Source organism: Dyadobacter ginsengisoli DSM 21015 (assembly GCF_059568735.1).
On the sequence record NZ_JCANTY010000005.1, the window covers coordinates 63,621 to 80,045 of the forward strand.

The window sequence follows — 16,425 nt, forward strand, 5'->3', positions numbered from 1 at the left end:
TTTTTGGATCTTAAGTATTTCAATACCTTCCCCCCATGTTCCGCAGAATGCTGCGCAGGGCCGGATCCGTTTTTTCGAGGAGATCGTTTCTCGATGGCAGGCATTCCAGGTCAGGCATGATGCCGCGTCCGGCCTCGGCAGCGGCTTTCACGGCCGAATAATATCCGCCCAACGGAATACCCAGATCCAGGCCGGTTTCCGGCAATTTGTAAATGGCAAAGGTACCGCTGTTATCACCCTCATAGGTCCCGCCTGACTCCTGCCCTACAAAGACACCCCTCCCCTCGCTTCGGGCAACCGCCAAAAACTCGGAGGTTACCGAATAGCTCAGACCGTCATGCAGGAACCAGACTTTCCCTTCAAAGGCCTTTTTGCTGGGGTGATGCTTACCCAGGTTTCGATGCCTGGTAAAAAGCAGACGTCCTTGCGGGTCTTTTTTAATGAAAAAACGGGCCAGCCCGATAAATCTGGGCAAATAGGCGCGATTCCGCTCCGGGATATCACGCTTACGCCTGACTTTCACCTCGATACGATCGTAGTATCGAAAATCTTTCAATGCGATGTGTGCATAAAGCGCCTTGCCGAGTCTGTCGTTTCCGCCTTCATTACCCCGCACATCGATGATCAGATGATTGATTTTGCGTTTACCGATTTCCGTAAATGAAGAGTCCAGGAAGCGCATGAAATGCTTGTTTCCCTGTTCGGCGTAAAATGTCGCCACCCGAAGGCTGGCCACCGAGTCACTGAGGAATTGCAGCCGGTTTTGAAAGGATAAATAGGAATTGTTCTTATCGAGTTCATGCCACTCCTTCGATGTAATGCCTTTCACCGGAACAGACTCCTTTTCTCCTGAGAGTCCCAGGAGGAATGCAGGCTGATCCTGAACGAAATCCCCATACCAGGCGCTGAAATACTGTTCGATCTGCGCATCCGCGGAGGATCTCACGCGCCCGTCCGCAAACATTTGCTTCCGCAAGGCATCCACAATGGCACCGACAGGTCTTCCATTGATACTTTCCAGGTATTTGCCCGCCAGCTCCGGACGGGTGGAGCGGGTTACAAGCAGCCGACGGGTATCATCAAACCTGACGATGCAGGGCAAGACATTTTCCGTGTGAAAATAGAATGGGAACCCCTGCATCGGCGGGAAGAATTTGGTATGCCCGCAGCGGATACGGACCAGAACAGGGTTGACCATCCTGAAAAAATCCATCAGGGAGACCGAATCGCGTTGCTCCACAACCGACTTCACGGAATCGAGGGTCGAAAGGAATTCCTCCCTGGGCCCGAAACGACCTAGCCCGGGATGCAGCGCTTCTACGGAAGTGCGAATTAAAGCCAGGTCGCGGACGAGCGCAGCAGGAGCGAATCTCCTCCCTGAAGCCGGCTGGGCGCCGCTTGATAAAAACACAAAGAATTTGATGAAGACAATGAGGCTCAACGAAAGTTTCATATTCGAATTTTTCCGCAATTTTGGGTCAATAAATGAAGCAAAGCGTCTTTCCCGACAAGTTCAGACCCATTTGCAACCCGTTTTTCAGACAATCCTAAGCAAATTTGATCACAGCATTACTATTATCCGGCATTATACAGGGTGGGTTCCTGGTCTTCCTGCTCCTCCGAAAGGGATCGAACAAGGTCTCCAACAGGATCCTGGCTGCGCTGATCTTGCTGCTGATTTTCCACCTTTCCCTGATTTGCCTCGATGTTAAAGGGCTTTTTCCGGCATACCCGCATTTCAGCCGGCTGTCGTGGTTGCTGCCGTTGCTGTACGGCCCGCTGATCCTACTGCTGACCCAGAGCATAGCAGACCCTACTTTCCAATTTCGCGCCGGCCAGCTGGGTTATCTTGCTCCGTTTGTCATCTATTTGGGATTGCTGGTTCCTCATTTTTTGCTCCCGGGTGAGGCAAAAGCCGCTTTGCTGTCCGACCCTGCGGTGGTGCAACAGGCGGATTTCGGATGGATGAATACCCTGACAAATTATGTGCACCTTGGGTTTACGGTTTGGTCACTGGTATTTTTTTACAAAAGCGTCCCGCAACGTTCCGGTCATTTTTCCAATGAAGCATTGGTCCATATGCATTGGCTGAAAGAATTCCTGTGGCTGATACTGTCTATCATGCTGTTTTCTGTCCTCACATTTTATGCCAAAAAAAACGACCTGCCATTGGTGAAGGACATTTATCCGGCTCATTTTGTGCTGGTTGTGGTGCTGGTGTATTGGATCGCCTATAAACTGTTGCAGGAAAAAGCGACATGGTCGGCGCCCGATGAGCCGCAGTATGTTTCTCAGCCTGCAACCCCTGCCCCGGTATCTGTAAAATATGCCAAAAGTGCTTTGAGTGACGATACCAGCCAATCGATTGCCGAACAGCTTTCAGAACTCATGGTTACCCAAAAACCTTATCTGGACAGCGATCTCACGATTCTCGATCTGAGCACCATGCTTTCTCTGCCCAAACACCAGCTTTCACAAGTCATCAACACCGAGTTCAGCAGTAACTTCTACGAATTCATCAACCGGCACCGGCTTGAAGCATTCAAGAAACAAGTGCTCGATCCTGCCAACAGCCATCTTTCAATCCTCGGCATAGCCCTCGAATGCGGGTTTAACTCCAAGGCGACCTTCAATCAGGTTTTCAAAAAAACAGAAGGCATGACACCGTCGGAGTTCGTCAAAAGCGCCGGGGTACGATCAGCTTCCCATTAAGTACTGCAATCAGAGCTGCCTGCTGCGAAACTTTTGTTTCAGCATGCCCGCCGCCTTGGTATACCCACCGTCACCGCCGTCCACGAAATGGATGTGGCCGTCTTTCAGGTCGTGGACATAGCACGACATCACCGATACATTACTGATGTGCATCCCGTAATGGATTTCGCCGGCATTCTCCATTTCGTCGAGTGCTTTCTGCAGCGTCTCGCGCTGGGCGGGTGTACCCGTGATGACCGTATTGATTTTTCCGTCAATTACCAGCGTGTCCGACATTTCCACAAGGCTGTTCAGGTAATTTTTCCCATGTGACGTCCAGAAATATACGTAACCGGACAGTGACGCCAGCCAGGATGCGAAAACACCCAACAGGTTGATGCGTCCTTTCCTGACCAGTGTTTCGAGCTCCATTTTTTTGAAAGTTGTCTTCCATATCAGGCGTGGGACGGATATGGGCTGCCTCCGAGGGAAAGGCCCATAAACAGTGTCGATATACGCCATGACTTTCGCGAACGAGGCTGCCTGCGCTTTTCCCGCCGCGACCGCCACCAACAAGGTGACCACTTCCTGGTCCGGTTCCGGGGGACCGATCTTGTCCCAACGGCATTGCATACCACTCAGATCCAGCTCATCACCCGGCACGGGTTCCACGCTGAAACGGTAAGCGTCCCCTTTCACCACTTTCTCTGCATAATGCAGCCCGTTGCCAAGCACAACCGGTATCGAAAAAATGCCAGACATCTTCAACTTGCTCACCTTTAGCTCGCAATCCCGATCGTAGATCTCTTTTACCGACACAGTACCGATGCGCAGGTCCAGGCCGAAATTCGCTTGTGTATTGCTCCGGAAAATAGCCAGCGACCGCATGACCGCGTCTACAATGCCGGGCGGAACGATAAATGTGGCGCCGTCACCGCCAAAAAAGAAAGGTAGCTTGATACCCGCCTTGAATGCAATATTGAGGACGCTGGCAATGCTGCCGGTGGCAATGAGGTTGACCGTCTGGTGCATGCCGCCCGCCACCGCGTCCGTCGAGTTACGGATATCGGTGATTACCACATGCCACGACTCCGGCACATCATAAAATAAGTGGGCCTCCGTAAGCAATTCACCCAGTGAAATATGGTTGGCAGGCAAACGGAAATAAAACTGATCGTTCTGAGCCGGCGACATGGCGGGTAGTGAGTTTCCAGGTTGAAAAGTAGCGGGTTCCTCCGCATTCAGATACGGAAATTAAAGCTATTTTCTCAATAATTCCCCCGAAGCAGGACGATATTCCTGCCAAGTTTTCGTTTTTTGCAATCTGAAAACAGGTACCGCTGGTATCCTGAACCGACTCCGACGTCTTTCCGCCGCCGGCCACATCACCTGAAACCCAAGTTTTGGAATGCTTCGAACAACTTTTCACTATATTCTGCTCTTCATTTCCCTGCTTAACCCACTATTGCTTTCTGCACAAAACAAGACCGCCGCGGATAAGTCGTGGCTCAAAGCATACAATGAGTACCGGGAGTACGACGGTATTTACGTGGTCAAGAAAGTGAATATCCCCTGCCGTTCCTACGAAACCTTTGTTACCGACAAAACAGGCCGCAAACTGACGCCTGCCTACCGCGACATCGGCGACTTTGCTGAGGGGCTCGCCGAATTCGTACCAATGGAACTGGGTCCGGACGGGCACGGATTGCATGGTTTCATCGATCAAACCGGCCGGGTTGTCATTCCGCCGACCTACACCTCCACTGACCGGTTCCGGGATGGTAAAACCTGGGTCATCTACCCTTCCGGTGGGCATTACGGGCTTTCCTACATCGATCTCACCGGTAAGGAGCTCTATAAAATCCCCATTCAGCATTATCCGAAAGACTACCTGCTCAAAGATGCCAGAATCGATTTCCTCTGTAACCACGACACCAAGGAGGATGTGTTGTGGGGGGAAGGAAGAGATTTCTTCATTCTGAATTTCAATTTCAGCCCTTTCATCGAAAAGGAGATCAAAAATTCCAAATTCATTTACCATTTCAGTTACAAGGGCAAATTCGGCATTATCGATAAAAATATGGTACTCAGAGTGCCTGTGTCCCTGGATGATATCGATCCTGAGTACAAGTTTTCCGGCCAGGGCATGGAGCGCGTGCAGTATGGCGACAAATACGGCTACATTAACCCATTTACCGGCGACCTCATTGTCCCTTTCGAATACACCGATACCCGTAAGCCTACCAATGGTTTGTTTTGGGTAAAAAAGAATGGCAAATGGGGTTGTATCGACAAGACCGGTAAAACGCGCATCCAATTTCTGTACGATGAAGCGACCGGTTTCACTGCCGAAAACCGGTCAGCCGTAGCCATCAACGGCAAATTCGGTCATATCGACAAATCCGGGAAAGTACGTACGCCTTTCAAATACGATTTTGCTTCGTACTACAATCACGGCCTTTCGATGGTCCGGATAGACGACAAATATGGCTACATGGACACCACCGGACATTTCATTACGGAGATCATCTACGACGAAGCCCTGCCCTTCGACCACCCTGTGACCACGGTTGAGCGTTCCTGGCTGCGCTTTGAACTCTCACTTAAAGGAAAAGAAACGTTCGTTGGGTTTTCGTATAAGCTCAATGCGGTTTTCATTGTGATCGGTGTGCTACTGTTCATCTGGTTCAATAATCTGCTCTATCAGCGCGTGCTGAAAAGGCGGTTAGTTGGAACGGGGAAAAAGTCGTAGCCGGGAGTCGAGGCTAGCCTATCGTCGGAGAACCAGGACAATGCGTTTTCCTGCGAAAACTCTATCGACGACACCGACTCGCCGTCGAAGAAAACCTAAAAAGCAGTACTCATACCGTCTGGTTAGTCTTATAGGTTATTGGATAAATGACTCCAAAACTGACGGAATTCTGCGCCGTGGAATCTTCCCAGAGGCAGAAAGTATGCAAGCCATGTGAATCGGTGGCTTCCAGGCCCAGCTGAATCGGTATTGCCGTTGGATCCGTAGTCGATGTGAACTTATTATTCGATACATCTATGTAGGCAAGGCGTCTGGTTACATTTTCTAAGAGGCCTGCACTGCCATAGCCTGAAATGGTATTCCCTTTTAATATCAATTTCATCTGATAGTCAGCTTGAATGATATCCGACAGAACAATATTATCCAGTTTGCAGTCTTCCATCTCCACATATTCAGCACCGTAATACCCAATCTTCAACTTATACAATGTTGCCGATGAAATTTTACAATTCCTGAACGACACGGCTCTTTGCAAGTTAAGATTATTCGTAGAAGCAAATTTTATGTTACAGTCCCGGTAATTGTTTTCAAGAAAGTTGCAAAACGCAAACGGGTCCGTTCCCCAGGTCGAATAATCCATGGATACATTGTTAATGTTTGCGGTTCCATTGATAAAATTGGCGTGCACAGCCACGTTAAACTTTCCGACACAATTCTGCAAAGTTAGGTCGAATTTGAAATTTGAATAGTTAGTAAAATAAACAGCGACCAGCTGCCTCGCCAGAGTCCTGGAATTCACACATCCTTCAATAAACAAGGTAGTTTTCTTGACGTCACAGTTATGAATCTGATGGTAATTACAAGATATGTTTACTGTTCATTATTAAATTCCTTGCTAAGATTTTTGACAATTATTTCAATTAGATTTCCAATAGGATAGTAGAAACTTCATAAGCTCCGCAATAAAAAACTATTTTGATATTTCACAGGATAATGGTTAGATTACGAATAGTTATATTTTACCTCTGTCATGATCGGGAAATATCTCCCCCTTTTACTTCTTGTAATCCTCATTGCCTGCAAAAAGGACAAGGAGCCAGCCCCGGACCTCACGCGGGACCTGGTGGGCGTTTATCAGGCGTCGAGTTCGCAGACTTATCAGGATAAATTCACGGTTACTGCAACTATTCGATGGACGATCGAGCGGATTTCCGACAACATGATCCGCCTGAAGCACCGCGAAGAGTATACAGTTGAAGGCGAAGGATGGGAAGAGTATTTTGAGCCAACGCCCCCCAAAGAGGTCACCTTTGACAATATTGAACTCTCGGCAGCCGATAAATTTCATGTCCTGCGAAAGATCGAATGGCCGACTAGTGGTGAATTGCAAACGTCGGATATTGAGATCAACGCCGTGCTGGCTGGAAAACACTTGGATGTCAACTTAAAAGAAATAATCGACGGGAACACATTTCAGGGAGACTTGTTGATGAAGCGACAGTAACTCCCCGCCTGCATCCTCAACGCAGCAAATTCACAACTCCTGTATAATGCAGAAACGAGCCATTATTCAATTCCACCCGAATCTTGTACGGATATACGCCCGGCGCGATGCCGGCACCCTGATAGGTTCCGTCCCAACCCGCAGCCGGGTCGGAAGCAGCGAAATTTGATTTCTGATAGATTACCTCTCCCCAACGGTTGTAAATGTACATTTCCCGCACCTGCCTGACGCAAGTATTCCCATACACAAAAAACACCTCGTTATGCTGGTCGTTGTTGGGTGAAAATGCATCCGGGATTTCGATACCACAGGGCTTCACGTACACCTGCACACGAGCCTGGCGCATGCAGACCTTTTCCGGATCGGTAACTTCGAGCTGATATAATGTGGATTGCACCGGCGATGCCCAAGGATCAGGACAGTCTGTGCACGAAAGGCCGGTCTGGTCCCAATGGTAAGCATAGGTGCCTGCCGGTTCGATCAACGGCTCCACGTGTACGCTGTCGCCCTGTGTAATGGAAATCGTTGGAATAACGGTAAGGTCGATACGCACTACCTCCACGATGGTGGTCACAACGCTGTCGCAGCCGGTCGGTTGGCGTATATTCTGAATGTAGGTACCGGCAACAGTATACGCGCTGTCCCCTACCACTACGCGCTCTCCCTCGCAGATCCTGACCGTCTGGCTGAAAGCCCCCACCGGATTCACGGTCAGCGTCAGCGTGACTGTGCTGTCGCACACATTACTCCTGCTCACATTCCGGACGTAAACCCCGCTGGTCCTCAAAAGTGTGTCGCCCAATGCAAACACATCTCCCTCGCAAATCACCTTTGCAAGCGCGGCGGTCTTCTTTTTGAAACCTACTTCATAATCCAGGCCCAGTGCACACGACTCGTCCAGACTTCCCCGGGGCACCATTTCGACGTGGTATTTATCGCCTACGCTGGCTTTCACTTGAATTTGTTGTGAAGTCTCGCCATTGTTCCATACATATTTACCAAATCCTTCGGGCGCAGCCAATGTGAGAAAACCGCTTTCGTCAGGACAGTCCGCCACCTGCTTGATCTCCGATTTCAGGCATTCCGCATCGAAGTACGCGTATCCAAAATGTCGCATGCGCGTGCAACCGTGTGCGGTCACGACGATCGTGATGGTTTTACCTACAAAATTCCGCAAGTCGATAGCGCCCACCGTCCAGTTCCGGTACTGAATGTCCCCCGACGCCTGAAATCCCTCCACGGTATTGGAACCTTCCAGCTGGATATCGTAGCTGCTGCAAGGCAATTCTTCGCCATTACTGTCAAAAATAAGGATATTGAAACCCGGTTTCTGGTAAGACTCATGATTAGCGCGGCCATCGGCCCCGGTGTTCTGGAGAACGACCGCGAACTTGTATTGAAACAGCGTATTATCCGCCGTAACGATATAATTGGTATGAATCCTGCTGAAATGCCCGCCCTCGTTCACGTTGCCGATCCGGATCGAATGTTTACTCCCCGGCGCGACCATCGGGATCGACGGAATCCTGGGATCGTTACCGTCCGTGGCGCTTGTGATGTAGTGCTCTTTGTTCTGGCTGCCGTTAGTTTCATTCTGGTACACCGTTTGAAGGTTCTGATCGGTAACGCCGCCATACGTCAGCGTCCAGCCATTGGTATTGCCCTGCTCGAAACCGATATTGCTGCAATCCACCTGTGCGGCAACGATTTGCAGCCAAAGACACAGGATCGCAGTCAGCATTAGAGCGTGTTTCATAGGGAATCCGAGGTTCGTTGCAACATTTTACGCCACAAGCCGCCGGGCCGTTGCGTGGCAACCCTATTCTTTTGCGCACATCCTATAAATTTCGCCAAAAAGTTGCCTGGGGTTACTTTATTGGGTTGTTTGATACATTTTACTACAATTACCATTGAATTCACCACCACTTCGGAATAAGTGAGTTATTCATTCCGGAATGTATTGTACTTTACCCGGAAATCTGTGGTTTTATGAATATTCAGGTAGCCTAACATTAATATTTCATTAACTTTATAAAGCTGACAATGCCGGTGTCAGCATACCTAACCCCTTTAAAGAACACAGACGTGCCTCTGAAAGTAGCCTACAACGAACCGGAGTTGCTCAATCAAGTAGCGCAGGGAGATGAACAAGCGTTTTCGCGCCTGTTCTATCTCTATCATCAGGAGCTGGCCGATTATGTCCTGCGACTCACGAAATCATTGCCCATTACGGAAGAAATTGTCCAGGATGTTTTCATTAAGATCTGGACACGCCGGGAACAGTTGCTGGGGATCAGCAATTTCAGGGCCTATCTGTTCATCGCTTCCCGTAATCACACATTTAATATGATGCGGGATGAGGCCCGGAAAGCGCTGCTCTATCAAAAGTGGGTCGCCGACGTTCCTTTTTCTGAAGACCCTGAGAATGCACCCGATCGCGAACGGTACTACCTGATCATCGACGAGGCTGTGTCGCTGCTTGCACCTCAGCAACAGAAAGTATGGCGCATGAGCCGGGAGGAAGGCTTGAAACACGAAGAAATCGCGCAACGGATGCAATTGTCGAAAGAAACCGTCAAAAGGCACGTCAGTCTGGCCATTGCAGCGATTTCACGATACATCAAAAGCAACGCAGGCAATGTGCTGGGATTCCTGGTATCGATTTCAGAGCTGATTTCGGGCTGAAAGCCGGAATTGTCGCGAGCAGGATAATTATATTTTCATTTGAAAAAATTCCGGAAAATTATTTTATCTGATTGACCCTGCCCCCAATAATCTGTGTCTTATCAATAAAAACAAAAAATTTATTGAATGGACAACCAGCGCAGGACCTATCTTTTCTACCGCCATTTCGATGGAACGGCTACGCCGGAGGAAAAGCTCGAACTTGCGGAGTTGCTGCAAGGGATTGAACACGAAAAAATCATCCGCCAGCTCATGGACGAGGCCTGGGATTCATTTACAAGTCACCATGAGATATTTTCCGAAGAACGGAGCAGGCAGATGCTGGAAAGTATACTTGCACCGCGGAGTGAAACGATCGTCGAAACAGATGAAGCTACCTTTCAAGATAACGAACCGGTATATCTCTGGCGACGTATATCCATAGCAGTGAGTGTATTATTTGCGCTGGGGATCGGGTTGTATTATTACAAACAGTCGGTAGAAAAACAGGTTGAAAAGCCATTGGCAACAGTGGGCATCAACAACGATATCCAACCCGGCGGCAACAAGGCGCTGCTCACTTTATCCGACGGTAAGACCATCGAACTTGACCATGTGTCCCAGGGTGTTCTGACGCAGCAAGGTGATGTCTCGATCGTCAAAACCGGCGAGGGGCACTTGGCCTACCAGGTAGGAAAAGACAGGAAATACGCCAGTGCCGGCTACAATGTACTGAAAACCCCTCGCGGAGGCCAATACCACCTCGTTTTGCCCGACGGCAGTAAGGTATGGCTGAACGCCGCCTCCTCGATCCGTTATCCGACAGCATTTGATAGCCGGGCCAGGCGTGTGGAGATCAATGGCGAGGCTTATTTCGAGATCAGCAAACTGACGGATCGGACCGTTCCGGTAGCGCGGCGTGTGCCGTTCATCGTAAAGGTTAACGACGTGGAAGTAGAAGTCCTCGGAACCCATTTCAACATTAATGCCTACGGCGATGCGGGCAGTGTTAAGACGACCTTGCTCGAAGGCTCGGTACGCGTCCGGAAAGGAAACCGGAAGAGCCTGCTGAAACCCGGCCAGCAGGCCAATGTACCCGGGCAGTCCGCCACCATTCAGGTAAAAGACGTGGATGTAAGGCAGTCGGTGGCCTGGAAGGAAGGCTATTTCAGGTTTGAAAAAGCCGGCCTTGCGGAGATCATGAAGGAACTCACGAAGTGGTACGACGTCGAAGTCAGGTATGACGGCAAGCTCCCCGACCGCAAGTTCAGCGGTGAAATACCCCGCAGCGCAACGCTCTCAGAGGTACTCGAAATATTGGAAATCAGCAAAGTACACCTGGATATTGCCGGAAAAGAAGTGCTCGTAAAACCATAATCTGACGGATTGTTATTGAATACGATACCATTTAACCACCTACTCCCCCTTGCCCATGATGATAGCACTACCACCCTGAGTACTTCCGGAACGCATAATCAAGAACGGACATAAAAAAATCAGGAGCGTTGGCCCGCCCCTGATCGAACTCCCATGTTGGTTGGGATTTGTCCGGGCTCTGCTGCTCCCTACCAGTAAACCTGGCAGGGATTGTTATACCATTTCGCGAAAAAATCGATAACAACTTACCCAAACATTTCAAATGTACAGAAAACTATGCTCTTACGGAAAGGGCTACGGAAGGTCTTGCGAAAACTTTAATATTGCTAGGATAGTGAAGCTTTCTATCATCCTGATGACCATTGCCTGTCTGCACGTTCATGCAGCCAGTTACTCCCAAAAGGTAACGCTTTCGGGTAACGACCTCGCATTGGAAAGGGTTTTCGAGATCCTGAAAAAACAATCCGGTTATACTTTCTTTTATGACGATGCATTGCTGAAACAAACTTCCGCAGTGAGTATTAATGTCCGGAACACAACCCTTGAAAAAGCGCTCGAACAATGCCTGGCGGGGCAGTCTCTGACCTACGCCATCGTCGGTAAAACCGTGGTGATCAAAGCTGCCAAAACCCGCAAAACCAGCGCCGAGCCGACGGGTACACTGGAAGAGGCAATGCGACCGCTGGCTGTGAACGCATTACAGCCCGTCAACCTGCCGACCGTGAAGCCCTTACCTCCCAAGGATATCACAGGCAAGGTAACCGACGAAAAAAAAGAGCCATTGCCCGGCGTAAGCATTGTACTGAAAGGCACATCAACCGGCACAGTTACCGACGCGACCGGTTCCTATAAAATTGCATTGCCTAATGACTCAGGTATCTTAATTTTCAGCTTCGTAGGCTACGAAAGCCAGGAAGTGAACGTGGGCAGCCTGAGTGTGATCGACCTGCAGCTGAAACCTTCGGAACATGCGCTGAATGAAGTGGTGGTGACGGCGCTGGGGATCGCCAAGGAGAAAAAAGCGCTCACGTATGCGGTGGCTGAGGTACGTGGGGAAGAATTCACCCAGGCACGCGACAACAACCTCGCGAGTGCATTGACGGGCAAGGTCGCAGGGGTGGATGCCACGCAGATCAATGCAGGGCCCGGCGGTTCAAGCCGGGTCATTATCCGGGGTAACAACTCGCTCAGCGGCTCCAATCCCAACCAGCAGCCGTTGTACGTGGTCAACGGCCTGCCGATCAACAATAACAACAGTGGCGCGAGCCAGAACACCGTAGGCCTGAACATCGACCGTGGGGATGGTATTTCAATGATCAATCCGGACGACATCGAGAGCATTTCGGTACTAAAGGGTGGTGCGGCGGCGGCACTCTACGGCAGTCAGGCTGCGAACGGGGTCATTCTGATCACAACCAAATCCGGCAAGGCGCAAAAAGGTGTAGGTGTGGAGTTCAATTCGGTAGCCACCATGGGTACTCCCAGCGAGTTCCCCCATTTTCAAACGCAGTACGGCCAGGGACAGAATGGCAACATTCCTAAAACAGTAGCGGAAGCACAGGCCTCGGGTCGCCTATCTTATGGCGCCAAAGTGGATCCATCGATCCAGTACATGCAGGTAGACAGCAAGATGCATCCGTACGCAGCGATCGGGGTTAAAGAAAATATTAAGAATTTCTATCGGAACAGTTCCGATATCACCAATACGATCGCATTCAATGCAGGGACCGAGGTATTCAATGGCCGCCTCTCGCTCTCCGATCTCAGGTCCCGAAGTATGCAGCCCAACTCGTCATACGGCCGCCAGACTGCCAACCTCTCGCTGATGGCCAAACTCGGCAAAAACGACCTTTTTGTCGTGAAATCCGACGTGCAGTACAACATCGTGAATGGTAAGAACCGGCCAACCGTGGGATATGCCGAAATGAATGCCGCATGGCCTGTGTACCTGGTAGCCAACACGGTCGACATCCGCAATCTCGCCCCGGGCTACAACCCCGAAACCGGCCGCGAGCTAGCCTGGAACCCTGCTCCCGAAGCCCCCAACCCCTATTTCATCGTAAACAAAATGGGGAACCAGGATAAAACCAAGCGTTATATCGCCTCCACAAGCATCCAAATGAATCTCTCGGAAAAACTCTATCTTATGGGCAGGGCGCAGCGTGATTTTCAGTACTTCGAGCGTTCCGACTTCGTCCCGATCGGCAAGAACTCCCAGCCTTTTGGTGCACTGAATACCAGCAATGGCAACCAGTCGATCACCAATGTGCAGGCCACGATCAACTACAATACGGCTTTCCTGAAAGACTTCAATGTGACGGCTATGGCGGGCGGCAACCAGGAGCGGGCGACGTTTATTACTAACAACCTGAACGGGATCAACTTTGTTATACCGGATTTTATCAGTCTTACCAACCTGAGCACGATTACCACAACCGCGACCAGCGATCCGGCATTTCACACGGAGAGAAGAACAGGTACCAACTCGCTCTTCGCCTCAGCTGATTTCGACTACGGACGCACGCTCTTCCTGTCGTTCACCGGTCGCCAGGATTGGTTTTCGACGCTGAATCCGGGCAGCAACTCCATTTTCTACCCGTCTGTCGGCGGTTCCGCCATTCTCACGGACCTTGTCAGTTTGCCAACCAAGATCAGCTTTCTGAAACTGCGCGGTTCGTGGGCGAAAGTGGGTAGTGCCACCGTCAATGCGGGCCAGGTGAACCAAACCTATACGATTTCGACCACAAACGGCTATAACCTGCCATCCCAGAATGTATCAGCCAGCCTCCCTACCCCGGACCTCCGTCCGCTTACCGTGACGACAAGTGAAGGAGGATTTGAGGCAAAATTCTTCCGCAACCGCCTGGGGCTTGATTTTACTTATTACAGTAAGGTGACGACGAACGACATTGTAAGCGTAAACATTTCCCAGGCGAGCGGATTTACAGGCGGCAATGTCAACATTGGCAAGGTAACCAACCGGGGTGTGGAGATTTTGTTGACAGCAAATCCTCTGAAAACCAACGATTTCAAATGGGACATCACTTTCAACTACGCTTATAACAAAAGCAAGATCGTTGAGCTAGCCCCCACCGTGGCGGAGATATCGCTGGGGAACGGGATTCAGGGTGCGCGGATCGTGAACCGGCCCGGGCTCGCCTACGGAACTGTAATGGTGATCAAGCCGAAAACCACTGCTGACGGTACACCGGTGTACAATTCCATCAGCCATTATCCCGAAGCAGAGGAAGTTGCATATGGAATCGGCAACCCGCCTCACACCATGGGTTTGACTAACACATTCCGGTATAAAAACTTTTCACTGAACGTGCTCCTCGACGGCAAGTTTGGAGCCGTGGGCTATAACAACCTGATGTTCTACGCCACCCGTTTCGGCCTGGCACCTATGACACTGGAGGGACGCGATAACGGATTGCAACTCAATGGTGTGGACCAGAATGGCGACACTTTCAGCTACCTGTGGACACCGGCGAATATCCAGGCATATTACAACCAGGTGGGGCGCGGATATTCCGCGTTGTTTACTTACAAGACCGATTTCGTAAAAGCCCGTCGCGTGGTATTGAACTATAACATCCCGGCATCGGTACTTCGCCCGCTGCGTCTGCAGGGAGCCTCCATCGCGTTGGTGGCCAGCAACCTGTTCATCCTCTACCGCGACAAACGCGTGAAAGAGGCAGGACTGGACCCCGAGTTCCAGGAATCGGTAACCAACGCACAGGGAACCGGCGGTGTGAATATGCCGCGGACACGCAACTATGGTTTCAATCTGATGCTGAAATTCTAACATTTTGAACGGCGAAACAATGAATAGCAGATTTATCAAAACAGCATATAAAACAGCGTTGGCAACAGTAATAGGAACCATGATTTCCTGTAACAGCGACGTGCTCACCAACCTCAACAATGATCCGAACAAGATCGATTACGTTATCCCCAACTACCTTTTCACCCAGATAGAGCTCGGGATGCCGCAGACACGCGGCGCATTGCACCAGGGAATGCAATATGTGGCGACGTACAAAGACGTTCCCGACATCGGCGGAAAGCAGTTCGACTACATTCCCGGATTCGGTTTCGGAATCTACTCCACCCAGCTCAATGCGATCAAGCAGTGTATGGACGCATTGAAAGCACCTGAAGATGTAAACAAAATTGCGCTCTGCCGGGTCGTACGCGTGTATGCCTATCACACCCTCACGGACGCGACCGGAGACATCCCCTATTTCGAGGCGTCCAAAGCATTGGCTAATGTTTTGAAACCCAAATACGACACCCAGCAGGCCATTTATATGGATATGCTTAAAGAACTGGACGAAGCGGCGGCTTCGCTCAACCCGTCGATGCCCACGTTTGGCGGTGCGGACGTATTTTACAGCGGCGACATTCCGAAATGGAAGAAATTCACCTACACATTGATGCTCCGGCTGGCCATGCGTTTGTCAGAAAAAGACCCGGAGATGGCCAAAAAGTATGCGCTGATCGCCCTCAATGGAGGCGTGATGTCGGAAGCCGCGGATGTTGCTTACCTGAAATACAGCGCTACGGCCACCAATCCGCGGGCACCCTATACCGAATATCAGGCAACGCAGGACCCCGACAATGCGCAGGGTCAGAAACTGTCGAGCACGCTGATCAACCAGTTCAAAACAACCCGCGACCCGCGCACTTACGTCCTTTCCGTGGTTTGGACAAAAGCAGGTTCGGCCTACGTTGCGGACACTTCCATGGCCAATCAGAAAGGGATGATCCCGGGATCCATTCTCGGCTACCCCGCCGATTTCCCTACCTATTCGGAATACTCGCCGATCTGGTGGAACCGGGAAACTTCCCCGCTTCTGATTCTGACGCCCGCCGAGGCACAATTACTCGTAGCGGAGGCGGTACTCCGCGGCTGGTACAGCGGCACTACCGAAAAAGCCGCTTACGACCTCGCCGTAACGCGGGCCATGCAACAATGGGCATTGTGGCCTAATGTACCGTCGCTTTCGCCGAACAACAGTACCATTTCGCAGGCAGCCATTACAGCCTACCTGACGACGGGCTATCCCTACAAAACAAACGGGACATTTGAAGAAAAACTGAACCAGCTGTCGACCCAGAAATGGCTTAGCTTGCTCGGTGACGATCACGAGGTATGGTCCAACTGGCGACGTACCGGTTATCCGAAATTTAGTTTCAAAAACTGGGAAGGCGACAAGCCGTATCCGGGCTCGGTAACGGGCGGTGAGATGTTCAGAAGGCTGCCGTATCCCGATGAACGCGCGACCAACAACGATCACCAGCAGGAAGCATTGAAAAGACAAGGATTTCCGCTGGATCCCAGCGTAAAAGCGCAGAGTGACGCGCTTTTAGGACGTGTGTGGTGGGACAAAAAATAATTGTCTGCATAGGATGGGGGTTGCATATTCAAATG

Annotated in this window: 11 protein-coding genes; 7 read left to right on the forward strand and 4 right to left on the reverse strand. The window is 50.6% G+C overall.

Features of this window, described 5'->3' with window-relative positions:
• Positions 1–19 precede the first annotated feature (19 nt).
• Complete coding sequence (locus BP71_RS18795) at positions 20–1,453, reverse strand: S41 family peptidase (protein ID WP_496381984.1); 1,434 nt, start codon at positions 1,451–1,453, stop codon at positions 20–22.
• Between the two features lie 104 nt (positions 1,454–1,557).
• Between BP71_RS18795 and BP71_RS18800 the strand changes: the two genes are divergently transcribed.
• The gene (locus tag BP71_RS18800; protein WP_496381986.1) at positions 1,558–2,712 is read left to right on the forward strand and encodes an AraC family transcriptional regulator; all 1,155 of its coding nucleotides are present in this window, start codon (positions 1,558–1,560) and stop codon (positions 2,710–2,712) included.
• A 9-nt stretch (positions 2,713–2,721) separates the two neighbouring features.
• On the opposite strand, the gene BP71_RS18805 is transcribed toward BP71_RS18800, so the two are convergent.
• Positions 2,722–3,885, reverse strand: coding sequence for a DUF3095 family protein (locus tag BP71_RS18805; protein ID WP_496381988.1), 1,164 nt, complete (start codon positions 3,883–3,885; stop codon positions 2,722–2,724).
• Between the two features lie 214 nt (positions 3,886–4,099).
• On the opposite strand from BP71_RS18805, the gene BP71_RS18810 reads away from it, so the two are divergent.
• Complete coding sequence (locus BP71_RS18810; RefSeq protein ID WP_496381990.1) at positions 4,100–5,443, forward strand: WG repeat-containing protein; 1,344 nt, start codon at positions 4,100–4,102, stop codon at positions 5,441–5,443.
• A 109-nt stretch (positions 5,444–5,552) separates the two neighbouring features.
• On the opposite strand, the gene BP71_RS18815 is transcribed toward BP71_RS18810, so the two are convergent.
• Positions 5,553–5,825: a hypothetical protein gene (locus tag BP71_RS18815; RefSeq protein ID WP_496381991.1), complete on the reverse strand. Its 273-nt coding sequence runs from the start codon at positions 5,823–5,825 to the stop codon at positions 5,553–5,555.
• 648 nt (positions 5,826–6,473) lie between these two features.
• Between BP71_RS18815 and BP71_RS18820 the strand changes: the two genes are divergently transcribed.
• Positions 6,474–6,947: a hypothetical protein gene (locus BP71_RS18820; protein WP_496381993.1), complete on the forward strand. Its 474-nt coding sequence runs from the start codon at positions 6,474–6,476 to the stop codon at positions 6,945–6,947.
• 16 nt (positions 6,948–6,963) lie between these two features.
• On the opposite strand, the gene BP71_RS18825 is transcribed toward BP71_RS18820, so the two are convergent.
• Positions 6,964–8,703: a T9SS type B sorting domain-containing protein gene (locus BP71_RS18825; protein ID WP_496381995.1), complete on the reverse strand. Its 1,740-nt coding sequence runs from the start codon at positions 8,701–8,703 to the stop codon at positions 6,964–6,966.
• A gap of 293 nt (positions 8,704–8,996) precedes the next feature.
• Between BP71_RS18825 and BP71_RS18830 the strand changes: the two genes are divergently transcribed.
• From BP71_RS18830 to BP71_RS18845, 4 genes are all read left to right on the forward strand, one after another.
• Complete coding sequence (locus tag BP71_RS18830) at positions 8,997–9,632, forward strand: RNA polymerase sigma factor (RefSeq protein WP_496381997.1); 636 nt, start codon at positions 8,997–8,999, stop codon at positions 9,630–9,632.
• A gap of 126 nt (positions 9,633–9,758) precedes the next feature.
• A complete protein-coding gene (locus BP71_RS18835; RefSeq protein ID WP_496381999.1) occupies positions 9,759–10,988 on the forward strand; it encodes a FecR family protein in 1,230 nt (409 codons plus the stop codon).
• Between the two features lie 262 nt (positions 10,989–11,250).
• Positions 11,251–14,796 (forward strand): SusC/RagA family TonB-linked outer membrane protein, encoded by a 3,546-nt coding sequence (locus tag BP71_RS18840; RefSeq protein ID WP_496382001.1) that lies wholly within the window; start codon positions 11,251–11,253, stop codon positions 14,794–14,796.
• A gap of 19 nt (positions 14,797–14,815) precedes the next feature.
• A complete protein-coding gene (locus tag BP71_RS18845; RefSeq protein ID WP_496382003.1) occupies positions 14,816–16,390 on the forward strand; it encodes a SusD/RagB family nutrient-binding outer membrane lipoprotein in 1,575 nt (524 codons plus the stop codon).
• Positions 16,391–16,425: the final 35 nt, after the last annotated feature.